Origin of the sequence: [Leptolyngbya] sp. PCC 7376 (assembly GCF_000316605.1) — a bacterium.
Taxonomy (GTDB): Bacteria; Cyanobacteriota; Cyanobacteriia; order Cyanobacteriales; family MRBY01; genus MRBY01.
The window spans coordinates 2,918,203-2,940,388 of record NC_019683.1 but is presented as its reverse complement, the minus strand read 5'-3'; the positions used below and the strand labels follow the sequence as shown (position 1 = coordinate 2,940,388).

Annotated in this window: 23 protein-coding genes; 9 read left to right on the top strand and 14 right to left on the bottom strand. The window is 44.7% G+C overall.

From position 1 onward, the window contains the following. Positions 1–469: 469 nt before the first annotated feature. Positions 470–1,921: a sensor histidine kinase gene (locus LEPTO7376_RS23595; RefSeq protein ID WP_160148456.1), complete on the top strand. Its 1,452-nt coding sequence runs from the start codon at positions 470–472 to the stop codon at positions 1,919–1,921. A gap of 30 nt (positions 1,922–1,951) precedes the next feature. Here the strand turns inward: LEPTO7376_RS23595 and LEPTO7376_RS13130 are convergent, their stop codons facing one another. Both LEPTO7376_RS13130 and LEPTO7376_RS13125 read right to left on the bottom strand, forming a co-directional pair. Then, positions 1,952–2,848 (bottom strand): branched-chain amino acid ABC transporter permease, encoded by an 897-nt coding sequence (locus LEPTO7376_RS13130; RefSeq protein WP_015134659.1) that lies wholly within the window; start codon positions 2,846–2,848, stop codon positions 1,952–1,954. Positions 2,849–2,881: 33 nt separating this feature from the next. After that, complete coding sequence (locus LEPTO7376_RS13125) at positions 2,882–3,832, bottom strand: branched-chain amino acid ABC transporter permease (RefSeq protein WP_015134658.1); 951 nt, start codon at positions 3,830–3,832, stop codon at positions 2,882–2,884. Between the two features lie 113 nt (positions 3,833–3,945). Here LEPTO7376_RS13125 and LEPTO7376_RS13120 point away from each other — a divergent pair, with 113 nt between their 5' ends. Continuing rightward, a complete protein-coding gene (locus LEPTO7376_RS13120) occupies positions 3,946–5,238 on the top strand; it encodes a cell wall metabolism sensor histidine kinase WalK (protein ID WP_015134657.1) in 1,293 nt (430 codons plus the stop codon). A 191-nt stretch (positions 5,239–5,429) separates the two neighbouring features. On the opposite strand, the gene folB is transcribed toward LEPTO7376_RS13120, so the two are convergent. Continuing rightward, positions 5,430–5,789, bottom strand: coding sequence for a dihydroneopterin aldolase (gene folB / locus LEPTO7376_RS13115; protein WP_015134656.1), 360 nt, complete (start codon positions 5,787–5,789; stop codon positions 5,430–5,432). 91 nt (positions 5,790–5,880) lie between these two features. Continuing rightward, positions 5,881–6,282: a biopolymer transporter ExbD gene (locus LEPTO7376_RS13110; RefSeq protein WP_015134655.1), complete on the bottom strand. Its 402-nt coding sequence runs from the start codon at positions 6,280–6,282 to the stop codon at positions 5,881–5,883. Positions 6,283–6,506: 224 nt separating this feature from the next. On the opposite strand from LEPTO7376_RS13110, the gene LEPTO7376_RS13105 reads away from it, so the two are divergent. Further along, positions 6,507–6,746, top strand: coding sequence for a hypothetical protein (locus LEPTO7376_RS13105; protein ID WP_015134654.1), 240 nt, complete (start codon positions 6,507–6,509; stop codon positions 6,744–6,746). 282 nt (positions 6,747–7,028) lie between these two features. Continuing rightward, complete coding sequence (gene argC / locus LEPTO7376_RS13100; RefSeq protein WP_015134653.1) at positions 7,029–8,087, top strand: N-acetyl-gamma-glutamyl-phosphate reductase; 1,059 nt, start codon at positions 7,029–7,031, stop codon at positions 8,085–8,087. Between the two features lie 124 nt (positions 8,088–8,211). Here argC and LEPTO7376_RS23590 read toward each other — a convergent pair whose 3' ends face one another. Next, positions 8,212–9,453 (bottom strand): lysozyme, encoded by a 1,242-nt coding sequence (locus LEPTO7376_RS23590; protein ID WP_015134652.1) that lies wholly within the window; start codon positions 9,451–9,453, stop codon positions 8,212–8,214. 240 nt (positions 9,454–9,693) lie between these two features. Here LEPTO7376_RS23590 and LEPTO7376_RS13090 point away from each other — a divergent pair, with 240 nt between their 5' ends. The 3 genes from LEPTO7376_RS13090 to LEPTO7376_RS13080 all read left to right on the top strand — a co-directional run bounded on the left by LEPTO7376_RS13090 (position 9,694) and on the right by LEPTO7376_RS13080 (position 12,866). Continuing rightward, the gene (locus tag LEPTO7376_RS13090) at positions 9,694–10,266 is read left to right on the top strand and encodes a GerMN domain-containing protein (RefSeq protein WP_041763598.1); all 573 of its coding nucleotides are present in this window, start codon (positions 9,694–9,696) and stop codon (positions 10,264–10,266) included. Positions 10,267–10,481: 215 nt separating this feature from the next. Continuing rightward, positions 10,482–10,847, top strand: a complete 366-nt coding sequence (locus LEPTO7376_RS13085; RefSeq protein WP_015134650.1) for a hypothetical protein — start codon at positions 10,482–10,484, stop codon at positions 10,845–10,847. Positions 10,848–10,898: 51 nt separating this feature from the next. Next, positions 10,899–12,866: a tetratricopeptide repeat protein gene (locus LEPTO7376_RS13080; protein WP_015134649.1), complete on the top strand. Its 1,968-nt coding sequence runs from the start codon at positions 10,899–10,901 to the stop codon at positions 12,864–12,866. A 153-nt stretch (positions 12,867–13,019) separates the two neighbouring features. Here the strand turns inward: LEPTO7376_RS13080 and LEPTO7376_RS13075 are convergent, their stop codons facing one another. The 7 genes from LEPTO7376_RS13075 to LEPTO7376_RS13045 all read right to left on the bottom strand — a co-directional run bounded on the left by LEPTO7376_RS13075 (position 13,020) and on the right by LEPTO7376_RS13045 (position 19,408). Continuing rightward, positions 13,020–13,658, bottom strand: a complete 639-nt coding sequence (locus LEPTO7376_RS13075; protein ID WP_015134648.1) for a Uma2 family endonuclease — start codon at positions 13,656–13,658, stop codon at positions 13,020–13,022. Positions 13,659–13,740: 82 nt separating this feature from the next. Further along, entirely contained in the window at positions 13,741–15,069 is a 1,329-nt protein-coding gene (locus LEPTO7376_RS13070; RefSeq protein ID WP_015134647.1) for a cell wall metabolism sensor histidine kinase WalK, read from the bottom strand. Positions 15,070–15,103: 34 nt separating this feature from the next. After that, positions 15,104–16,015 carry a phosphate ABC transporter substrate-binding protein gene (locus LEPTO7376_RS13065; protein WP_015134646.1) on the bottom strand — a complete coding sequence of 304 codons (912 nt, stop codon included), beginning with the start codon at positions 16,013–16,015 and terminating at the stop codon, positions 15,104–15,106. 32 nt (positions 16,016–16,047) lie between these two features. Then, a complete protein-coding gene (locus tag LEPTO7376_RS13060; protein WP_015134645.1) occupies positions 16,048–17,067 on the bottom strand; it encodes a PstS family phosphate ABC transporter substrate-binding protein in 1,020 nt (339 codons plus the stop codon). 130 nt (positions 17,068–17,197) lie between these two features. Further along, positions 17,198–17,893 carry a TIGR00266 family protein gene (locus tag LEPTO7376_RS13055; RefSeq protein ID WP_015134644.1) on the bottom strand — a complete coding sequence of 232 codons (696 nt, stop codon included), beginning with the start codon at positions 17,891–17,893 and terminating at the stop codon, positions 17,198–17,200. A gap of 80 nt (positions 17,894–17,973) precedes the next feature. After that, positions 17,974–18,651, bottom strand: coding sequence for a TIGR00266 family protein (locus LEPTO7376_RS13050; RefSeq protein ID WP_015134643.1), 678 nt, complete (start codon positions 18,649–18,651; stop codon positions 17,974–17,976). A gap of 91 nt (positions 18,652–18,742) precedes the next feature. Next, a complete protein-coding gene (locus tag LEPTO7376_RS13045) occupies positions 18,743–19,408 on the bottom strand; it encodes a TIGR00266 family protein (RefSeq protein ID WP_015134642.1) in 666 nt (221 codons plus the stop codon). A 190-nt stretch (positions 19,409–19,598) separates the two neighbouring features. Here LEPTO7376_RS13045 and LEPTO7376_RS13040 point away from each other — a divergent pair, with 190 nt between their 5' ends. Next, complete coding sequence (locus LEPTO7376_RS13040) at positions 19,599–19,919, top strand: DUF2605 domain-containing protein (protein WP_015134641.1); 321 nt, start codon at positions 19,599–19,601, stop codon at positions 19,917–19,919. 13 nt (positions 19,920–19,932) lie between these two features. Then, positions 19,933–20,529 (top strand): Npun_F5749 family FMN-dependent PPOX-type flavoprotein, encoded by a 597-nt coding sequence (locus LEPTO7376_RS13035; protein WP_015134640.1) that lies wholly within the window; start codon positions 19,933–19,935, stop codon positions 20,527–20,529. Here LEPTO7376_RS13035 and modA read toward each other — a convergent pair. Continuing rightward, complete coding sequence (modA, locus tag LEPTO7376_RS13030) at positions 20,519–21,340, bottom strand: molybdate ABC transporter substrate-binding protein (RefSeq protein ID WP_160148455.1); 822 nt, start codon at positions 21,338–21,340, stop codon at positions 20,519–20,521. The two genes, LEPTO7376_RS13035 and modA, sit on opposite strands and share 11 nt — an antisense overlap. Beyond that, positions 21,333–22,127 carry an MlaE family lipid ABC transporter permease subunit gene (locus LEPTO7376_RS13025; protein WP_015134638.1) on the bottom strand — a complete coding sequence of 265 codons (795 nt, stop codon included), beginning with the start codon at positions 22,125–22,127 and terminating at the stop codon, positions 21,333–21,335. The genes modA and LEPTO7376_RS13025 overlap by 8 nt, the downstream gene beginning before the upstream one ends. Between the last annotated feature and the right edge of the window lie 59 nt (positions 22,128–22,186).

The window sequence follows — 22,186 nt, the reverse complement described above, 5'->3', positions numbered from 1 at the left end:
TACCAGAGCACTCCATGGATAAAAGACTTGAAGTCCAGCAGTGACAAGCAATACAGGTTCAAGACAGGCAGGTGATCAGCACAAATTCTGCGCCACAATAACCTTCTGATTTTTCATTGAAACACTTCAAAAATCAGCATTAACTAGGATAACTTTTTCAATCTCCCTTGAGATAATAGATCTAGTAAGAGGTTTAGCATCACCAACATCAAGCGCTAGAGACAGTATCCATCAGCCTCCTCAGCTGCCCCTATTCCCACCATAGATGAATCCTCTAAACTCATTTTTCCGAGCTCGTCTCTCCAGAAAGATTGTTTGGTCTGTTTTTCTGAGTATTATTGCGATTGAATTCATTATCCTAATTCCTTCTTTTCTGCGACGAGAAGACGAAATATTAAATCATTTAACCAATCTTTCTTCCGCACAAATCTCAGCAGTTTTATCACCAAATATCACATTAAATGAGAGTGTGAAGACTCAAATTTTCCAGAAACTAGAGCAACTCACTAAGAGAGAAAATGCGTTATTTGAAGGGGGAATAATTTATAACGAAGCTGGTCTCTTAATCACATCATTTGGTCAAGAGCCAGAACTATCTTTTAACGATTTTCAGCAAGCACAAAAAACAACATATCTCAACAGAAACAGTTATCAATATGATGTAGCCCAAACTCTACCTTTAAAGGATGAACGTTACATTCTTATCATTCGCCATGATGCGATCGCCATCCGAGATGAATTCTTTGCCTTTAATAGCCGCATCTTAGGGTTGGTCATTATTATTTCTATTGCCGTCACCGTCTCCACTGCCATCGTTTTAAATAGTCTTGTAATCGCTCCTATTTTGAAACTGCGCGGTTATCTCCATGCAGTCGGTGAAGCTGTTCATCATCATGAAAGCTTGCGAGAAAAAATTCAGCCCACCCACAACATCCAAAATGATGAATTGGGAGAGGTGATGGTTGCGTTTAATGACATGGTGGAAAATATTGCGCGTGGTTTAGAAGAAATTGAAGCGACGCAATATCAGCTGATGCACACGGAGCAACTTATTCACAGTGCCAAGATGTCTGGCTTAGAAAAAATCGTTGCAGGGATCGCCCACGAAATCAATAATCCTCTTGGGGTTGTCTATAGCAATATCCACCATCTCGATAACTATGTAGCGCAGGTTTTAAAGGCTTTAAATCATTGTCGTTTACAACAGTCTGGCGATAAGGTTCCGACATCGACACATCATGCGATCAATCTAGAAAAAAACGAGGATGTCGTTAAAGAAGATACGCTGCCAACAGAAGAGGAGTTAGCGTTTATTGTTCAAGATTTACCGGAATTATGTGACTCAATGAAATCTGGTGCGAAACGTGTCCGCGATATTGTTCTATCTCTACGGGATTTTGCTCGTCTTGATGAAGTAGGCTGCAAAGTTGTAGATATTAATGATGGTTTAGACAGTACTTTAAGTTGGTTGACTTATCGTTTGGAATCTAATCGTTGTACGTCAAAAATCGATGTCAGTAAAGAATATGGCGATTTACCTTTAGTGGAATGTGATCCGAAACAAATCAACCAGGTCTTTCTGAATATTTTGATGAATTCAATTGATGCTTTAGAGGATCCTCTATGTACGACCAAGACTCCGAAATTACAACTGCGGACTCAGGTAGTGAATGGAGATTGTGTCGCAATTAGTTTTATTGATAATGGTGTAGGCATTCCTGCGGAGATTCAGTCCAAGGTTTTTGATCCTTTTTTCACGACTAAATCAGTGGGTCATGGGAAGGGATTGGGGTTAGCTTTGGTGGATCGCATTGTCACAGAGGAACATAAGGGTCAGGTGAATCTCAAATCCAGTCCCGCTGGTACTGAGATGACTGTCATCTTGCCAGTGAAATTCTGTGCTGAGGCGATCGCCAAGTAGTTTACAAATAATCTATTGGACAAGGATGTTCTAGATTTTCGAGCGTAGACGAGCAGGCAACCAACGACGCAATAACTCTGGGGTGATTAAACCTTGGGGATAAAAAATCGTTCCGAGCACCAACAGTAAGCCAAAAAAGATGAGGCGTGCATCACCTAAACCTCTCAAAACTTCCGGCAATGCGGTGAGAATAATACCGCCGAGGATTGGCCCCAAAAAGCTGCGAGAACCACCAATGAGTACAAAAGCCAAATAGGTGATACTGGCATCAAACGTTCCCTGACGGGCATTCCAAGTATTGAGAAAGTGCGCGGCGATCGCCCCAACGATTCCGGCGAGAATTGCTCCCAGCACAAACGATAAAACTTTGTAGTAGGTAGGATTAATTCCCATCGCATTGGCAGCGAGTTCATCTTCGCGAATGGCATTAAAGGCGCGGCCAACTTTCGTATTTTCTAGTCGCCAAACCAACACACCAACGAGTATCAACAGCGGCAACACAATCCAGAGATAATCCAGCGGACTGCCAAATGGTTGCGGGATCGCGAAGATGCCTACTGCACCACCCGTAATCTCTAAATTGAGAGATAAAACGCGCAAAATTTCGACAAATGCAATGGTGGCGATCGCCAGATAAATCCCCCGTAATCTCAAGACCGGAATCCCTAAAATTACCGCGAGAATCCCCGAAGCGACACCGGCCACTAACATTTCGACGAGCAGCCAAGGCACGGGAAACCAGCTCCCTTCAAACGGAATTACTGTGGTCGAGAGTACAGCGGCAATATAACCACCCAACGCATAAAAACCCGGCGTTGCCAGAGAAAGTTGCCCAGTCATCAACGGCAAATACACAGACATGCCCAACATTGCCCCGAGTAATGTCGAGACAATTAAATAGCCATAGGTACTTAGAAATGCCGCCATGTTTTTTGCTCAATCCCTAATAAAAATTCTGACTTAAACCTTTTGAATAGTCTTCTTCCCGAACAATCCCTGTGGACGAATTAATAGCATCCCAAATAAAAGTGCAAAGGCGATCGCCTCCTTATATCCTGAAAAATCCCCCGGAATAAATGCCTCTGCCAATCCAATCAATAAGCCACCAACCACTGCCCCCGGAATATTACCGAGACCACCTAGGACAATCACGCCCAATCCTTTCAAGCCATAGGTGATCCCGAAATAAGGTCCTGCAATACTGACGCTCGATCCCACCAACGTCCCCGCCAATCCAGCTAAACAACCACTTACAAAAAAGGTCAGCTGAATCACTCGCTCGGTATTAATCCCCAGCAAACTGGCTGTCACCCCATCCTCTGCAACCGCTTGCACAGCTTTACCCATTTTTGTTTGGGTCATGCCATAGGTGAGAATGGCCACTGCGATCGCCGATACCCCGAAAATAATCACTTGCACTGTTCGAATCAAAATTGGATTTTCCGCTGACCCAAAATTAATTGACTCGGGAATATTGCCGTAGATATTCGCCGGAAACGTATAAATTTCTGCTCCAACAAGTGCCTGAATACTATTCACAATAACCACAGCAGCCCCAAGGCTAGAGACCAAGCTCAATAGCGAATCAGCTCCTCGTTTGCGCAATGGCCGAAAAGCTAGCCATTCGAGACAGACCGAGGTTAGCCCAGCCACCAAACATCCGCAGATTAAGGCCAACCAAAACGGCAATGCAAAAGGGAGTTGGGCATTGGCAAGCACACCATTGAACCCAAACTTGCCCCCCGCAAACAGATAGGTAAAATAAGCCCCAAGGGTAAAAATTGCGCCATGGGCAAAATTAATGATGCCCAGTATCGAGAAAACCAACGTATAACCAAGGGCAAAGATGGCATAAACACTGCCGATCGACAAACCATTGAGGAGTTGTTGCAAAAACAGGGTAAAGTCCATCGTATGCAGAGGGGGTCAGATTTTTTGCCCCTATAGTCATACCATTTATTTCCACCGACTTTTTTCCATGACCTTAAATCCTTTCTTGTCGGCGATCGCCCGCTGCTAAAGCTATGTTTTGGATTTCACTACTCATCGGTTTAGGCGCTGGCTGTGTGATTTGTTTCGCATGGTACCAACGTCAGCGGTTGGAGGTGAAACGAATGCTCCACTCCTATGGCGATCGCCCTTCGGAAGTGCCATCCTTTGCACCTCTATCTTCGGTAAGACGTGAACTCAAAAGCCTTTATGCCGAAAAAAAAGACCTCCAACAGGAAGTCAGCCAATGCTATAGAATTTTTGAGCATTTTCCCTGCGGCTACCTTCATGTTGATGCGGACAATCAGCTCCTTTGGTGTAACCACAAAGCCCGTGAAATCCTGCACTTAAACCGTTGGCAATCTGGAGAAGTACGACTTTTATTAGAACTTGTCCGCTCCTATGAACTAGACCGACTCATTGAGCAAACCCGCATCAACAGAACCTCCCAAGAACGATCCTGGGAATTTCACCCAAGCCATGATGCCCAAACCCATGCAGATAGCAAAGGAAATTCTGTACATCTCCGGGGTTTAACGATCTCCATGACAGCGGGTGAAGTTGGCGTTTTTCTAGAAGATCAAGAATCTCTGCATATTGTTAAACAAGCCCAAGAAAAATTGCTCTCTGATCTGACCCATGAATTGCGCACTCCTCTCACAGCGATGCGACTAGTAACGGAAACATTAACGTCTCGTCTGCAAGGGCAAGATCAGAAATGGACAACGCAATTGCTCGGAGAAATTAATCGCTTATATTACCTCGTGCAAGATTGGCTTGAAATTAGTCGTTTAGAGTCCCACCCCCACCAAGTCCTCAGTCACCAAACATTTGATTTGGTAGCACTAATCCATGAGGTTTGGGAAAAACTGTCGCCCATCGCAGCCCAAAAACAAATTGACTTAAGCTACACCGGAGCAGATCAACTCAAAATACAAGGCGATCGCGATCGCCTCACCCAAGTCTTTTTAAATTTGTTTGATAACGCGATTAAATACAATCCTTTCCAGAAGCCAGTGCTTGTTTCTCTTCAGCACGATGATGCAACAAATCTAGCAACCATTGATGTCATTGACCAAGGCTCAGGGTTTATTGTGGAGGATTTGCCCTATGTGTTTGAGCGTTTATATCGTGGCGATCAGGCACGGGTGAGACAATCGCAATCTGCAAACTTTAGTCAGGGTAGTGGCTTGGGATTGGCGATCGTCCAGCAAATCATCAACTCTCACCACGGTGAAATCATAGCCAATAATCATGTAGATTACGGCGGCGCATGGCTGCAATTCACATTGCCTTTGACCTTACCTAAGGACGATCTTGATATCTAACTTTTTCCCAGATACAGGTAGTCACATAAATAAAGATTAAAAAGTAAATTTGCACTGCCATGTTTTCCTCCCCACTTTCTACAGGTTTGCACTGAGTCTTGATGTCTTCTTTAGACATGGACTAGATCGAAAAAGTTGCCCGAAGAAAGTAATTAACTCCTATGGCTTTATTTCAGACATAAAAGTCACTTTCAGCCCTTTTTCCGTGTGATATCTATCACGACGCTGCCGGAAAAATCGGGAATAGGTGGGTGAGGCTTCGTTAAACAAACTCTGACAGATTGTATTTTTTCTATTGCCAGCAATTTTGTGGCGATCGCCGCCGCTAAACGCTCCACTAAATCAAAACGATCATTTGTGATCGTCGCCTTCGTTAACTCAATCACCTGACGATAATCTACCGAGTCTTCAAGGTTGTCACTGACCCCAACCGACGCAAGATCTACCTCTAGCTCCAGATCAACCTCAAACCATTGCCCGAGCACTTTTTCTTCCTCGAGAAAACCGGTATAACCATAGCCACGAATATCACGAATTGAAATAATATCCACTGGAGTCCTTGGCAAAACCGCAACCGTATTTTCACGGGGATCATCTTTAGTTTATCTTAACTTTTGTTTAAATCCAAGGAAAAAATACGGACTACTCAGGCTGAATCGTGGCGATCGCCAACTGTAAACCTGGAATTTGGCGAAGCTGATCCATCACGGCAACCACCCGGCCATGGTCAACTTCTGCATCTGCTTGAATAATAATTTGAGTCTGTTCTGCAGTGAGTTCGGCTTCCACAAGCTCCACCAAATTTTCCAACTCAATGTCTTGCTGTTGAAAACGGATTTGTCCTTGGGCATTAATACCTACCTTCAAGGCTTCTTGAGTCTGACTTTCGGTACGCAAGGCTTCAGGGAGATTAATATCCAATCCTTCAGAAGGGACAAGAAACAAAGTCGACAGAATAAAGAAGGCCAAAATCGAAAAAATCACATCGATCATCGGCACAAGATTAATACTGAGGGGGCGATCGCCATCTTCTGGTAACTTCATATCCCTGCACTAAACCCAAGCAATAGACACCTTTAATATTTAAGCGTTGAACGGCACTATTCCTGCGATTTTTTTATGGTGTGTAGGACAATCACGGCGACAAAAATAGAAAAAACACCCTATTTCACTGCGTAAACTTATGTGAGCACACCACAACTTACAAAAGCCAATTTCGTATAATTAGATACAAGAATCATCTTGTTTATTCAAAAAAGAGTAGGAAAATGGCACAAACTCTATCTAAAGCCAATTTGCGCTTCAACTCAGAGAAAACCGTTGAGCATCCCTTCGACACAAAATTCATCCCCGCTCAACCTGATAGTGATTGGGTCAAACTCACGAATATCGAAAGCGATGAGTATGCATTGTTACTGTGTCCTTACTCCGAAGTGGAATGGCTAGTCTGGCTGCCATCCCGAGGTGAAGCTGTTCTCCACAATGATCACTTATGCCACGCCGCATAAATCTCGGACAATCATCGCCCTTCGTGTTTAGCTTTAGCCCAGACTGTAGTCAAACCGTTAGGCGATCGCCTTTTTCCTCAACTGAGATGAAATCATCATTCTGAGAAAAACATGTCATTGTGCGGCAAAAAACAGAGGTGAACCCTCTCAACACAACACATTGCCGTTCATTGACATCACCTCAAAAAATAGATGTGGTCTTGATTTCATTTCCTTGTACAATTGCTGCGAATAGGAACGGGATCAAGCCCGTCGCTAGCCTTTCAGCGATGACAAGGATTTATGAGTAATACAGCAAAAATTTCAGTCGGGATTGTTGGAGCATCGGGGTATGGTGGCGTCCAGTTAGTGCGCTTGCTCCATGACCACCCCAATGTAGAACTCGTTTATCTGGGTGGTAATAGCAGTGCTGGCAAGCCTTATGCTGAGCTGTATCCCCATGTTGGTCACCGCATTGATATGACTATCGAGCCGATTGACCTTGATGTTATTGCCGAGCGCTGTGATGTTGTATTCCTCGGTTTGCCTAATGGTCTTGCTTGTAAGTTTGCACCAGAACTCGTCGCGAAAGGGTGCAAAGTCCTAGATTTGTCCGCTGACTATCGCTTTGAAAATTTAGACACTTATAAAACTTGGTACAAAACCGAACGTACCGATCAAGATACCAATGCGATCGCCATTTATGGTTTACCCGAACTTTATCGGGACGACATTCGCCAAGCTACACTCGTGGGCTGCCCCGGCTGCTATGTCACTGCTAGTTTGCTTGCACTCTCCCCTCTCTTTAAACAGGGATTAATTCAGCCAGAGACTGCCATTATCGATGCAAAATCTGGCACATCAGGTGGTGGACGACAGGGCAAAATCAACTTGCTGTTAGCTGAAGCTGATGCGTCTCTTGGGGCCTATGGTGTCGCTTCCCACAGACATACACCAGAAATCGAGCAAACCTGTAGCAAGCTCGCAAGCCAAGATATTCGCGTTCAATTTACGCCGCACCTCATCCCAATGCCTCGGGGCATTCTGGCAACAGTTTATGCAACGCTCCGTGATCCGGGTTTAGTAAGGGATGATTTGCTCACAATTTATAAAGCGTTTTACCGTGCGTCTGCCTGCGTCGAAATTTTACCGAATGGCGTATATCCCCAAACGAAATGGGCTTGCGGCACAAATCTCTGTTACCTCGGCGTTGAAGTTGACCATCGTACCGGACGAGTAATTGTGATGTCAGCAATCGACAATCTACTTAAAGGCCAGTCGGGACAGGCTGTTCAGTGTATGAATATTATGATGGGATTAGAGGAAACCACGGGTTTACCGCAGCTCGCGTTTTATCCCTAAATCCATAGACTTTTTTTTATTTGGTTGAACCAAGTCTGGTGGCGATCGCCCATAAATAGCCTAGAAAAAACCTCCCATATTGCTGGGAGGTTTTTGCGTAGCAATTGATTTGTGCAAGATGAGATTACTTATTTTCTTTGACGTTGGTAAACCAAACATCAGCCTCGGCATTCCGGCGACGTAGTAAACCAGCTTCTACATTCGAGCCGGGATTACGATAAAGGATTAATGCTTTACGCATATTGCCCCAATCCTTATTTTTTAGGGTGCGGGTAATGGTTTCAAAGTTATTTGCACCGTAGAAACGAGCACCGAGATTATAGGCAAACGAAAGAATGGCACCCTTTTGATTATCATCCATCTCATTAAAATGAGGGATTTTCGCGAGGTGTGGCAGGAATGATTTTTTGCAGTTATTAATCAGCTCTCGCTCTGCTTGTTCTTTGGTAATTGTGTCGCCTTTTTTTACCTTCGCGCCATTTTCATAGAAGGTCGAACCATAGCCAATTGTCCAAGGGTCGCCACCTGTAAGGGGATCAGGATAGGCATGGAGTTCAATGCCTTCAAATTTTTTGATGAGGTCAATGGCCGATACTGGTACGCCATCGATACTACCGCCGCCACTAGTGGAGCCAGAGCTTGCCGCTGCGGCAGAAGCACTCCCTGGAAAGCCTTCCCAATGGAGTTTGTAGAGATACCAAGTCCCGGAGCCATAAGCGAGGTCGATTTTCATATGGTCGCCTGCTTCTTCGGTAAAGTTTTCGACTTGCCATTCTGTGCCTTTTTTATTCAATTTTTTATAGGCATCGGGTAATTCAGAAGCTGGTTTGATTTCACGTTTGAGATAGGTATCTTGGGTAGCGCGGATTGTAATCATAGTGGGTTTGGCAGGAGGAGAGAGAGGTTGAATATTGGGGAAGCCTTCCCAGTGAAAAGCGTAGACATACCAAGTTCCGGCACCATAGGCCAGTTCAATTTTGATATGGTCATCCGTTTCTAAGGAATAGCTCTCGATTTTCCATTCTGTTCCTTGTTTAGAAAGCTTTTTGTAAGCATTTGATAGTTCGGAAGCAGGTCTGATTTCACGTTTTAGGTAGGTATCTTGGGCAGCCTTAATGGTTCGGAGCGATTTGGGTTGGGGAGCGACGGTTTGGGGGAAACCATCCCAGTGAAAAGAGTAGGCATACCAAGTTCCGGCACCATAGGCCAGCTCAATTTTGATGTGATCATCGACATCTGGGCTCGAACTATCAACGCTCCATTCTGTGCCTTTGGGTGAATACTTTTTATAAGCGCTGGGTAGCTCGGATGAGGCTATGGGTTGGCGTTTCAGGAAAGTATTCTGAGTGGCACGGATGGTGAACATTACAAAGTTTCTGCTACAGAAAGAAGGAGTTATTGTCTTTAGGGTACTGAGATTTTCCTGAACTGCTAATGCTTCTGGGTGTTTTGCAATGAAGTTTTAAATTTCGGGGGCGATCGCCTTCATTTTTTATTGACCTAACCCATCGAATTGAATTCTGATTTTCTGAAGGCATCCAATCTTCGGAAAATAACGTCTTGGTAATGAAGGGTCAATTAGAACTGTCGATTTTTTGTGAGGTGAATGATGGTACTTTCTCAAAGAAGGTTTGGAGCGCTCTGGGCTGTGGCGATCGCCGCGCTAATTTTAGTGGGTTGTGATGAAGAAACGACTCAAAACTCAACGAATAATACTGAAACGCCTTCTGAAACGCCAACTTTAACGGCTGAATCCAAAGAGCCGAGGGTTTATTGGCTCGAAGATAATGGCGATCGCCTTGAGCTTGTGCCAGAGTCAGTGATGACGACAAAATCGAATGCGGGTGAAACTCTAGATCAATTGATGATTGAGCTAACGCAAACTACACCGGAAGGTGATCGCTCCTCAGCATTACCAGAAAATACAAAGGTGATTAGCCACACAATTCAGGATGATGGCATTGTGATTAATCTGTCAGAAGAATTCACGCTTGGCGGCGGTAGTGCATCGATGATTGGCCGATTGGGGCAGGTTTTGTATACAGCGACTAGTATTGAACCTGATGCCGCAGTGTGGTTTCAGATCGAGGGGCAACCACTAGAGTTATTGGGTGGTGAAGGGTTAGTTGTTGAACAGCCCATGACTCGCGCCATTTTCGAGCAAGAATTTGAGCTTTAAATAACTGTTTCCATCCCATAGCAAACTCACCGCCCAATCCCCAACAAATTCAGATGCCCACTGCCTCCCTTTAAAAGGGAGGTGCCGAAGGCGGAGGGATCTTTCAATAGGTTGTTCCACCGAAAAAATAGTCTCTAACCTACCTAAAAAAACAAGGGAGGAATCAAAACAATCCATTGCATAATGGGGTTAATGTGCAAGTTTAACGCGAAGCTATGGAACTCTTATTACTTGTCCTCGGTATTTTTGGATCGGGCATTGCGGCGAAGGCTGGGGAAGATACTTTTGACGCTGGGCGAAAGTTATTAACGGAAAAACTCAAGGGTTCAGATACTGGAAGGGCTTTGGCTGCAGGTGAGGAAATTGATCCAGAGCAGGCAGTAATTGATGTAGAGGTGATCGCTGCGGATGATGAAGTCAAAGAGCTATTGGCTGAGATTCAAAAATTATTGGCTCAGAACGAAGACCTCCAACAGCAAGTAAACGAATTAATCAAGAAACAACCGTCAATCACGAAAACCATTCAAGGCATTAATGTTGAGTCTGGCGGAGTCGTCCATAATCCAACGTTTCATTTTTGACTGCAGTCGTCCGAGTCGGGAGCGCGGACAAAGTTAAGACCTCCCAACAATGTGCCACCATTTAATGCTCGTTACTTTGTGGGGCGGGACGAAGATTTAAAGGCTGTGCATAAGCTATTGCAGTTGAATGAACGAGTATCGATTTCGGCTATTCAAGGGATGGGCGGCATCGGCAAAACTGAGTTGGCGAAACATTATGCGGCAGAATACCAAGATGAATATCCAGATGGCATTGCCTGGTTGAGTTTTGGGGCGGCAGGCATCGCTGAAGAGATTGTAAATTTTGGGCGATCACAGTTGAAATTATCCTTGCAAGGGGAAGATATCAAGGCGAAGGTGGCCGAAGTTTGGTCGCAGTGGGATATCCAGTCTGGCGCTCTGGTGATCGTCGATAATCTCAATCGGACAAAGGATTATGGAGCAATTAAATCTTTGCTACCCCAAGGGAATGGCGTGCGGGTATTGCTAACCAGTCGGGTGCGTTTTGGTAATGTGCCTGCCCACAATCTAGAGGTTTTGGATTTACCGGAGGCAGTGGCTTCACTCGAAACTTTGGCCGGGGCATCAGAGCGACAATGGGATCATGAACTCGCCAAGAAACTCTGTGATGAAAAATTGGGGTGTTTGCCCTTAGCGATCACTTTGGTTGGTTGCTATCTTGCCAATGATCCGGGCTTAACCTTGATAGACGTATTGAGACGTTTGAAGAAAAAAGGATTGGACTCAAAACCATTAAATCCGACGGATGATTCGGTAGCGGAAGAGGGAGTCCGCGCCGCTATTGAGTTGACTTGGGATGTTCTCGAAGCTGATGTGCGAAAGTTCGCCGTATTTTTAAGTATGTTTGCCTGTGCGCCGATGGAGTGGCGATTGGTTGAGGCGGCATTAGGAGAAATGGAGCCAGACGATGCCGAAGATTGGCGCGGGGAGTTGTTGCGGTACAGTCTGCTGGAAACAACCGAAATTGAAGAGAGAGAAGCTATTAGCTATAAGTTCCATCCGTTAGTTTGGGAATACCTGCGAGAGAAAGTCCCAACCATGCTGAATGCTCAAACTTGTCAGACAATGGTGAAGGCGATCATTACGGAAGCAGAAACAATTGAATACAATGCACCCCTTGCTGATTATGACAAAATTCGCCCTTCTATTCCTCACATTATCCAAGTAGCTGAAAAATGGACTGATAATCTTGCGACGGAAGATGTAGTTACGCCCTGTACTCGATTAGCTACTTATTATAAGGGACTTGCTGATTCTGCCAAGGGAGAATTTTGGGCCTTCAAAAATATTGATCTTGCCAAAACATGTTTATCGGAGAATCATCCAGAGATTGCGGTTGCTCTCAATAACCTGGCAGAATTTTACCGAGCACAAGGAAAATATGCGAAAGCAGAACCTCTTTACCAAGAAGCGCTGGTAATCGCCCGAGAAGCATTACCCGCAAATCATCCCCAGTTAGCTATTCACCTCAACAACTTGGCTAACCTCTGCAACTTACAAGAGAAATATTCTGAAGCAGAATCTCTCTACCAAGAAGCGCTGGTGATCGATCAAGAAGCATTACCCTCAAATCATCCCCAGTTAGCTAGTCATCTCAACAACTTGGCTAACCTATACCACTCACAAGAGAAATATGCTGAAGCAGAATCTCTCCACCAAGAAGTGCTGGCGATTAAAAAAGAAGCATTACCTGCCAATCATCTAACTTTAGCAATTAGCCTCAACAACTTGGCGGCATCGTACTCATTGCAGGGTAAATATGCTGAAGCGGAACCTCTCTATAAAGAAGCGTTGGCAATTGCTAAAGAATCATTACCAGCTAATCACCCTGATTTCGCTGCTTACACAAACAACTTAGCTAGGCTATATCAAGCACAAGAAAAATATAAAGAAGCGGAACCTCTATTTCAAAAAGCCTTAGCTATCTTAGAAGAGAGTCTTGGCCTAGATCACCCTAATACCTATAAGGTTCGCAGCTACTACGAGGATTTTCTCCGACAGAAAGAAAATGAGACTTAACCCAGATCCCCGACTTCTTTTATTGCGTGGCGACAAACCTCAAAGTCTAGCCACAGAAGTCCGGGGATCTATCGCCCACCGTTATCGCCTGGCTAGCTCCTTCCTTGGGGAAGGTGGTCGAAGATCGGAAGGGGTTTCAATAAGTGCCGCAGCCTACTGAGAACCCACCCCCACCAATTTGCGAAATTTCTTGATGACGGTATTTCGTCCTGCAACTTTACTCTCCGCTAGAAACTGAGGGATTAACTCAATCAAAGGAAGCTCTGGAAATGTGGGACTAGTATCAACTTCTTGGTATTCACCATTGATGAGCACATTAATTTGTAGCTTGCCATGTTCAAAACGCCAGAGTTCTCGGACACCGAGCGCCGCATAAATTTCTGGGTGAGTGCGAGAGGTTATTTCAATTTCAAGGGCGAGATCCGGTGGTGGGTCTATGGCCAAGTCAATGCGACCTTTCCCGCGAATTTTGGCTTCATTAGCAATATAAAAACATTGATCTGGCTCTAATCCTCGTAACGATTCTTTCTTAAATGTGGTAGATCCTAAAGAGCAAAATTCAATATCGAGTTCTTCCAATAACACCTTGATCAGATCCCCAATAATTTCTTTGCTATGCTCATGTTCTGGTAAAGGGGTCATGATTTCTAGAATGCCTTGGTTATAAGCGAGACGGCTGCTGCGACGTTCTCCTAAGTCTTCGAGGATACGCTCAAATTCTTGCCAACTCACATTTTCGAGGATGATGTGTTGTCCCGGCGGCACTTGAATTCGTTCTAGTTCTAGGAGCATGGCGATCGCCCAATAAATTATCTGGGTAGTTCTGTTTTAATTATAGGTATGGAAATTCGGGAGACTGAGGCGATCGCCCTGATCATGCTCCGGATGTTTGGGGTAAAGGCAACATCACTTTAAATTTTGTGCCCGTCCCATCGCTTTTTACTGAAATTTGTCCTTGGTGACTTTGGGCGATCGCATTAGAAATTGCCAACCCCAAACCGGAACCAGTGCTGCTGCCACCGGGATTACTGCGGGCGGGGTCAGGACGATAAAAGCGGTCAAAAATATTCGGCAAAATCTCGGCGGGAATGCCCACACCATTATCGAGAATCGAAACGATAACTTGTTCTTGGGTGGGGCGATTGGCTTTGGGTTGGGTGTCGATACTCACCTTCAACATTTTTTGTTTATCGCTAGCCGACTCCGGAAATGCATAGGCAATCGCATTGCCGATGAGATTCGTGAAAAGCTGTGCCATCTGATCCCAATCGCCCAAAATTGTGAAAGGCTCCTCCGCCTCAGAATCCCCCAGAATTTCTAGTTGCAGGTCAATATTTTGCTGTTCACAGACTGCCCGCTGTTCTTCGATTACTTCCACCAAAAGCGCATCAAGGGGTAACGGCTGAAAATCCACTTGCAATACACCGCTATCCGCCCGCGCCAAAAACAACAGATCATTTACTAACCGCCCCAACCGTTGCGTTAACCGCTCGATCACCTTTAGGTTTTGTTGCCGTGCATCTGGATCTGGATAGGCGATCGCCATTTGCACATTGGTCTGGATCATCGCAATAGGGTTCCGCAGTTCATGGGATGCATCCGCCGTAAATTGTCGCAGTTGTTGATAGGACTCTTTCACCGGTTCCATTGCAATCCCCGACAGCAACCAACCAATTGCCGCCCCGCAGGTAATCATGATTGAAATCCCTAGACTGAGATCAATCACCAATTTTCGAATCGGACGCGTCACCTCAAACCACGGATGACTAACCCGTAGATAACCCACAATATAATGCTCAAATTCCAGGCGATCGGTAATTTGCCGAAGCAGATAATCTGACCCTAAATGAATCGTGTCTCCCCGCAAATTGAACTCCACAGGTAAATCTAATGGTTCAGAAAATGTAGACCACAGCAAATCTCCCGTTGGACTAAATAACTCTAAATCAATGCGATCATCTTCAACACTCGGTTCCTGCGGCCGGAAACTGGCATCGATATTAATGTGATAACCTGCTGTCTTATCTGGCTCAATAATCAGCGATCGCTCGACCACTTCCACTACATGGGTCAGCGTGTCATCAATCCGTTCGATAAGGGTATAACGCACATAGAAATAAACCCCTGTTGCAAATAACAGGAGTAAAATCGCGGTGATCGCGGTATACCAAAGAGCAAGCCGATTACGGGTGGTCTGAAACATTAGCGTCGCATGAGATCCAGAACCATTGTGCCAACTATTGTGCCGCTTGGATGACTTCCATACCGACAGGAGACCCCGCAAATCCTAAAAAGGCTTCCGCTGCGGGAGTTGCAGGCTCTTTATACACGTAATATAGCGGTCTGAGATAAGGGTAAAGATCAGACTCAGGAGTCACACCATTAACGGGGACTGTGCGTACCGTTTGCTGATTCGCAATTTGACCATAGGTCGCGTAACTAATGCCATCTCTACCAAGGGCTTGCAAAATCGGTGTTGTCGCGTCTTGTTCCATCATGGTGAAATTGTCACCTGTGCCAAATGCTGCTCCCGCAAGGACAAGTTCCTGAAAGGTTTGATGGGTACCACTGACTGCAGGACGATTGATCACACGAATAGTACCGCTGGCACTACCACCAATGGCCGACCAATCAGTAATAGAGCCCGTAAATATGCCTTGAGCTTGTTCTTTGGTTAGTCCTGTACTGAAAGGATTTTCTTTCGACACCACAAGGGCGATCGCATCACTTGCGACAGGAATCGCCTTCAGACCTTGGGATGACTCTTGCGCGCTGAGAGGACGAGACACTGCGGCCACATCAGCATTTCCAGCAAGAACATCTTTAATCCCTTCACTGGAGCCACTAGCCGTTGCAGCAACTGTTGTGCCTGGGTATTGAAGTTCAAAGCGATTTTTTAAAGCTTCATTAATTTTGACCATACTAGTTGAACCAGACACGCGAATTGTAGTGCCTTGATTGACGGTGCCGGGTGGACTAAAAGGATTGGAGCTACTTGTATTTGCGACTTGCCCAGTATTCGGATCATCATCACCAATATTGACTTGAACATCAGACCCTTTCAGGAAAAACCAAGCGCCCGCACCCAAAATACCAAGGGTGACGAACAAAGCCAGAATTAGGGGGAGGGTATCGTTTTTTTGAGACATATTATTTAAAAACTGCTATCGAAACTTGTTGTCTAGCGAATTCGTACAAAGCCAGCCTTTTCAATTAAATCCTGGCCTTGTTCGGTTAATAGAAGATTAGCGTATGCCATCCCAGCCTCTTCTTCGACTCCATCGTTTTGTTTCACAATCACAAACAGCGATCGCATAATCGGATAAGCACCTGTTTTAAAGGCTTCATTATTGAGTACATTCCGTTCGAGAGGACAATTCGAGAGAGGCTGGAATGGCTCTTTATAGGGCTTGACCAGTTGGCTTTCGCTCTGACCAAGTGCCAAGGTTTTAACGGAACATTGTGGAACCACTTCTGGGGCTGAAGCATAGTAAACACCACCCAAATTTTCAGAAACTAATCGCAAAGCTTCCGCTGTCGAGGAGACATATTTTTTATTGTCGCCAAACGTTTCACCACCTAAAATCGATTCAATAAAAAAATCGACGGTACCGACCGTTTCTTCATTGCGCGTATAGGGAATAATCTCGACATTTGGGCCGCCAACTTCCTGCCAATTTTTAATCTTGCCAAGGTAAATGTCCTTCAACTGAGCCACAGTCAAACCAGCAACTTCAAGATCTGGATGCACGGCGATCGCCAACCCATCGAGAGCCACAGGAATTTCCTTTAATTTGAACCCTTTCTGCTCTGCTATCTCATACTCTTCGGGTTTTAAAGAGCGCGAAGACTGCGAAAAAGCCAGCTGATTATCCAGGAGCATTTTAATCCCTGCACTAGAGCCAGGAGGGTCAGCATCAGGGTCAATATAACTTAGGTCAAAACCTGATTTCTCAATCAGTAGTGCCTCGTCAATTTCGTCACGAATCGGCGCCCAAATTGTACTACCTCCATAACGAAACAAACCCTGCGGCACACCGTCAACATCGGCAAAAGTATCTTGCGATCGCCCCCCCTCAAACACACCACCATTCGGCGCATCAGAAAACAAATTTCGAGCATATTGCGCCCCGAAAAAAAGCACACCACCGATGATGCCAATCGACAACAGCAGTGAGGTCATCTCTTTACCCTTTGCCATACGATTCCCTACAACTGGGTAATTTTGCTGATCCTCTAAATTTTACTCAGAATCAGCCTAGCCATTCCCAATCAGGAAATAAGAATAGAGAAAAATCATCGATTAGATTAAATTGCAAAAATGGAACTAATTAATCACTCTTCACTGGGCGGTAAGGATAAAGGAAGTTCATCAATGGGAATAAATTACGAGATTGCACCCAAAGTTTTCCTTTGCCGCTAAATCGACAGACAAGACCTTCACCACCAAGGATACCTGTCCGCAAACTCCGGAACGACAACCCACCAATCATTTCCACGTTGTAGTTGAGCGTATCTTCGAAGGCCACAATATAGCCTGTATCAACCACATAATCACCTTCCACCGGAATCTCAATAATTGCGCCATAGGAACTAAACCAAAAATCCCCCTGACCTGATGCCCGTAGAAAGAAGATCGATTCCCCAGAGAAAAAGCCTTTTAATCCTTGAAATTTTGTGTCCAGCTCCACCGAAGGACTAGAAGCAACAAATCCCGATGACTGCACCATCAAACTTTTTGAGCCATCTAGTTCATAGTGAGCTAGATCCCCCGGAGCGCCGGGCGAGAGATAGATTTCAGCCGTTGTTGTTTGCGCTGTAAATTCACTGATAAATAAAGATTCACCACTGAGCATACGCCCCAGACCTTTCATCAGCCCGCCACGCATTTTTGATTTCATTTCGATATTGGCATCCATCGCTGCCATCGCCCCAGCTTCTACAAGGAGGGTTTGATTCGGTGGCAACTTAACAATTAATGAGGCGTAGGACGGGTTATTTTCAACGCGAAAGTCAAACTTAGACATGACACTTAAAACTCAAAGTTGGCAAAACAATTAATTTGGACATTGGGTCATGGCAGATGACCAGCTTTACTCAAAAATCCCTAACGGGGAGGCAATCGCGAACCAACCCGAGAACCGAAGGAACCAGGATTATGGGTTTGACAGTAGAGTTTGCCTTTTCCTTGAAAACGACAGACGAGTCCTTCTCCTCCAAGGAATGCGCCCATCCACGACGGATTTGCCTTACCAACTTTGAAGCTTAGGGTTTTCTCAAAAGCGACAATATGGCCAGTATCAACGATGTACTCACCATCGACATCGATTTCATAGATCGCCCCAAAGGACGTCACTAGCAATGGCCCCTGACCAGAGATGCTGAGCCAGAAAATTGATTCACCAGAGAAAAACGATTTAAAACCCTGCCAGCCTAGATCAATATCCACATTGGAACCAGAGGCAAGATACGAAGAGGCTTGCACTACAAATTCATCGCCTTGCATTTGATAGAGCAATAAATCTCCCATCAGCTTTGGGGCAAACCAGATTTCACTATCGGGCACAGGGGCGCGGAATACGCTTAAAAAGAGAGATTCTCCCGCCAACATCCGTTTCAGGCCGCCCATAATGCCGCCACCTTTGCCCTTTCGGAGAGTCGTGCTGGTGTTGATGCTGCCGCTCATCGCAATCATCGCTCCCGCTTGGGCGACGATCTCTTCGCCAGCATCCATCTTTATATGGGCGATCGCATTATCAGGCTGGTGTAAAAGTTGTATATCCATAAAGATTCAAGCGTTTGAGAGTAAACGAGAAATAATGATTGGGGATTAGTCGTGTCGTGACAGCGTTAATCCTTCTAGAGAAATAGAAACTTTAGAATCGGCATTTCGGACGGAGGAAACCAACCAAACTATCGACACTACGGGATTGGAGATACACTTTGCCGCGGCCTTTCAGCTTATTCACTAATCCTTCGCCAGAGGTAAGCGATCCGAGAAGGCCACCAGACATACGGATATTCATGGTGATACCGGGTTCATAGGCTACAAGGTGACTGTTATCAACGATGTATTCGCCCGCAATTTGTTTTTCCATAATGCCGCCATAGCAACCATAGAAAACGCGTCCTTTGCCTGTAAATTCAAGCTTGAAGAGTCCTTCTCCAGCGAACCAACTGGCAAACCCGGCCCACTTTACGCCCATATTTGCGCCGGGGGTATGGGCAATGTAAGCACCGGGCTGAAAACAAATTGGTCCTTGGGATAAATCAATCCGGTGAATATCGCCAATCATCGATTGGGTCAAAATCACGGTTTGTTTTTTGTTGCTGGTATTACGGTAGATATTGACAAAAAGCGATTCTCCACCAAAGAAAGATCGCAATATTGCCTGCACAAAGCCCCCTGAAAATTCTGTCTTCATCGTGATCCCACCATCCATACTGACCATCGCGCCAGCTTCAGCAGTCACTTGTTCACCCGGATCAAGGGTTACAAACAAACAAGCAAAGGCGGGTTTGTATCGAATTTCATATTTCACGTTCTGCTACCGTAACGTAAAGGTTTGCATTGAGTAGCCAAAAGGCTGACTCCTCCTTAGTTTTATCAGTGCTCCCATAGCTCCAGAACTGAATATTAATTTTGTTTAATATTCTGCATCGAAGCCATGCACAAACTCGATCAGAGAAAAACGTTAAAGTACGTAAAGAATAATTCACATAAAAAGTTTTATGGTCCCTGCTGAAATACCAAACGATCCAGAATTGTTGAAAACGATCCTGGCACCACTTTTAGATGATTTTTCTTATTGGTTTGAGCGATCGCTATCTGCTTTAAAAAAAGAACAATTATCTTTTATGTCGCCCCAAGAACAGGAAACATTTATGGAGAGAATTCAGCAAGCACAGGCAGAAGTGAATGCTACAAAATCTTTGTTTAATGCAACGGGTGGCCATGCTGGCATCGAGATGAAAGTGCTGATGCCTTGGCATCAATTAGTGAGGGAATGTTGGGGAGTTGCCCAGAAAAATCGGCAATCAAAGACTTCCTAGGACGTTTGAGATTATGCCGAATCCTATTGAGTTAGCGCCATGGCGATCGCCCTTATCTCGTGCTCTCCATCGCAATCGTAGCCAAATGCACTGCCGCTTTTTCCAACTGGCAACAGTCACGCCTGAGGGTTTGCCGACCAATCGTACTGTTGTATTTCGTGGCTTTGTGGAGCAAACCAATTACTTAAAAATCATCACTGATCGCCGCAGCCAAAAGATAGAACATCTCGCCTCACACAACCAAGCAGAAATCGCATGGTATTTCACAAAAACCCGTGAACAATTTCGTCTTGCAGGCACGATAGAAATGGTCAATGCAGATGATTTGGAGTCTGATTTTTTTCAAGAAAGACAACAGACATGGGAGACTATTTCAGATAGTGCCCGCTCACAATTTGCTTGGCCATCTCCGACAGCACAACGCAATATAAATTCCGATGATTTTAATGTCGAAACTTCAAGCTCAAAGTCTCCTCTTGACAGTTTTGTTTTGCTAATCTTCCAGCCGCACACTGTTGATCATTTAGAACTACGAGGCAATCCTCAGAACCGTTTTATCTATAAGTTATCTTCGTCTCAAGAGTGGAAAAACACCGAAGTTAATCCGTAGCCATCCAAAATCCATATTCAGCAATAATCTCTTGACCTTGAGGACTTAAAACAAAGTCGATAAATTCTTGGGTTCCAGTTTTATTTATTGTTTTCTGAATTGGGGCGATCGCGTAAGAAATCTCCCCTGTTTGTTCAGAATCCAATGCGAGAAGTTGAGACACAGCTTGAGAATGTTGAAGATCTGTTTGATAAATAAATCCTGCATCAACTGATTGGGTTTCAACATACGTTAGGACTTGTCGTACATTCTCAGTAAAAACTAGTTTTTGTTGTAGATTTAAGGTTCGGTATAAATCCTGATTCGAGGGCGATCGCCTCAAAGCATTTTTTGCATAGTTACCAGCGGGAACGAGTTTTGGATTGCCTAGTGCAATTTTGTTGATTTCGTCACTCACTAATTCTTCTAAACTTTCAACATTAAGCGTAGAATTCTTTACTGCCGCCAAGACTAAATGATTCTGAGCAAAAATCTTATTTGTTTGCGGATTGATTTTCTGTTGATTAATCAACTCCTGAATAATTTTTAGATCAGCACTAGCAAAAATATCAATAGGTGCATTTTGCTCAATTTGTTGTGCCAAGATCCCAGAACTTGCAGCATTAAAAACAACATTTACATTTGGATAAGATCCGATAAATTCTGTACGAATTTCTGACATCACATCACTTAAAGATGAGGCGATCGCCACGACAATTGTTTGCTGATCATCTAAACGAATCCGAGCATTATTACACCCATGTAAACAGAGCGAAAAAAAAGCAAATAGAACAATAACAAAAAAATATTTGAGGTATATGACTCTAACCAACCAATGCACTCCCAAGACCTTGGAACATCACCCATGACAAGAAAAAATTCGCAACAAAAATAGCGAGTAAAGATGTTACAACAGCTGTCGTCGTTGATTGTCCAACTCCCTTAGCACCACCAGAGGTTGTCAAACCCCAACTACACCCAATAATAGAAATCAACCCACCAAAAACAATGGATTTAATTAACGCACTTATAATGTCCCAATATTGTAGAAATGAACGAACCGAATTGATAAAAACAGACTGAGGAATTTGATACAAACTCGCTGCAATTACTAACCCACCTATCATGCCAGTCAACAACGACAAAATTGTTAACAGCGGCAACATCAAACAACAAGCCAAAAAACGCGGTAACACCAAATAATCAATCGGGTCAGTTCGCAGAATATGTAGCGCATCAATCTGCTCCGTCACCCGCATTGTTCCAATCTCAGCCGCAAATGCCGACCCGACCCGACCAGCCAAAACTACAGCTGTAAGCACAGGTGCTAATTCTCGCGTTAGAGATAATCCAAGAACACCACCAACTGCTGTTCCAGCACCAAAATAAATAAATTCTCGAGCCACCTGAATCGTAAAGACCATCCCCACAAAACCTGCCGTGACCAACGCGATCAGCAACGAATCCGGCCCAACAGAAGCCATTTGTTCAATCGTAATCCGGCGATTAAACCGACCACGACATAGGTGAACAATGACTTGTCCTCCCAAAAAAACAGCAGCAGTTAGCCGCTGAAACCACATTCTTAAAGTGCTATTAGAGCTTCTTTGACTGGCCATACTGGAAAGCAAAAGGGATGAATGAACAAATCATACCAACTCCCTTTCCCGAAAAACGC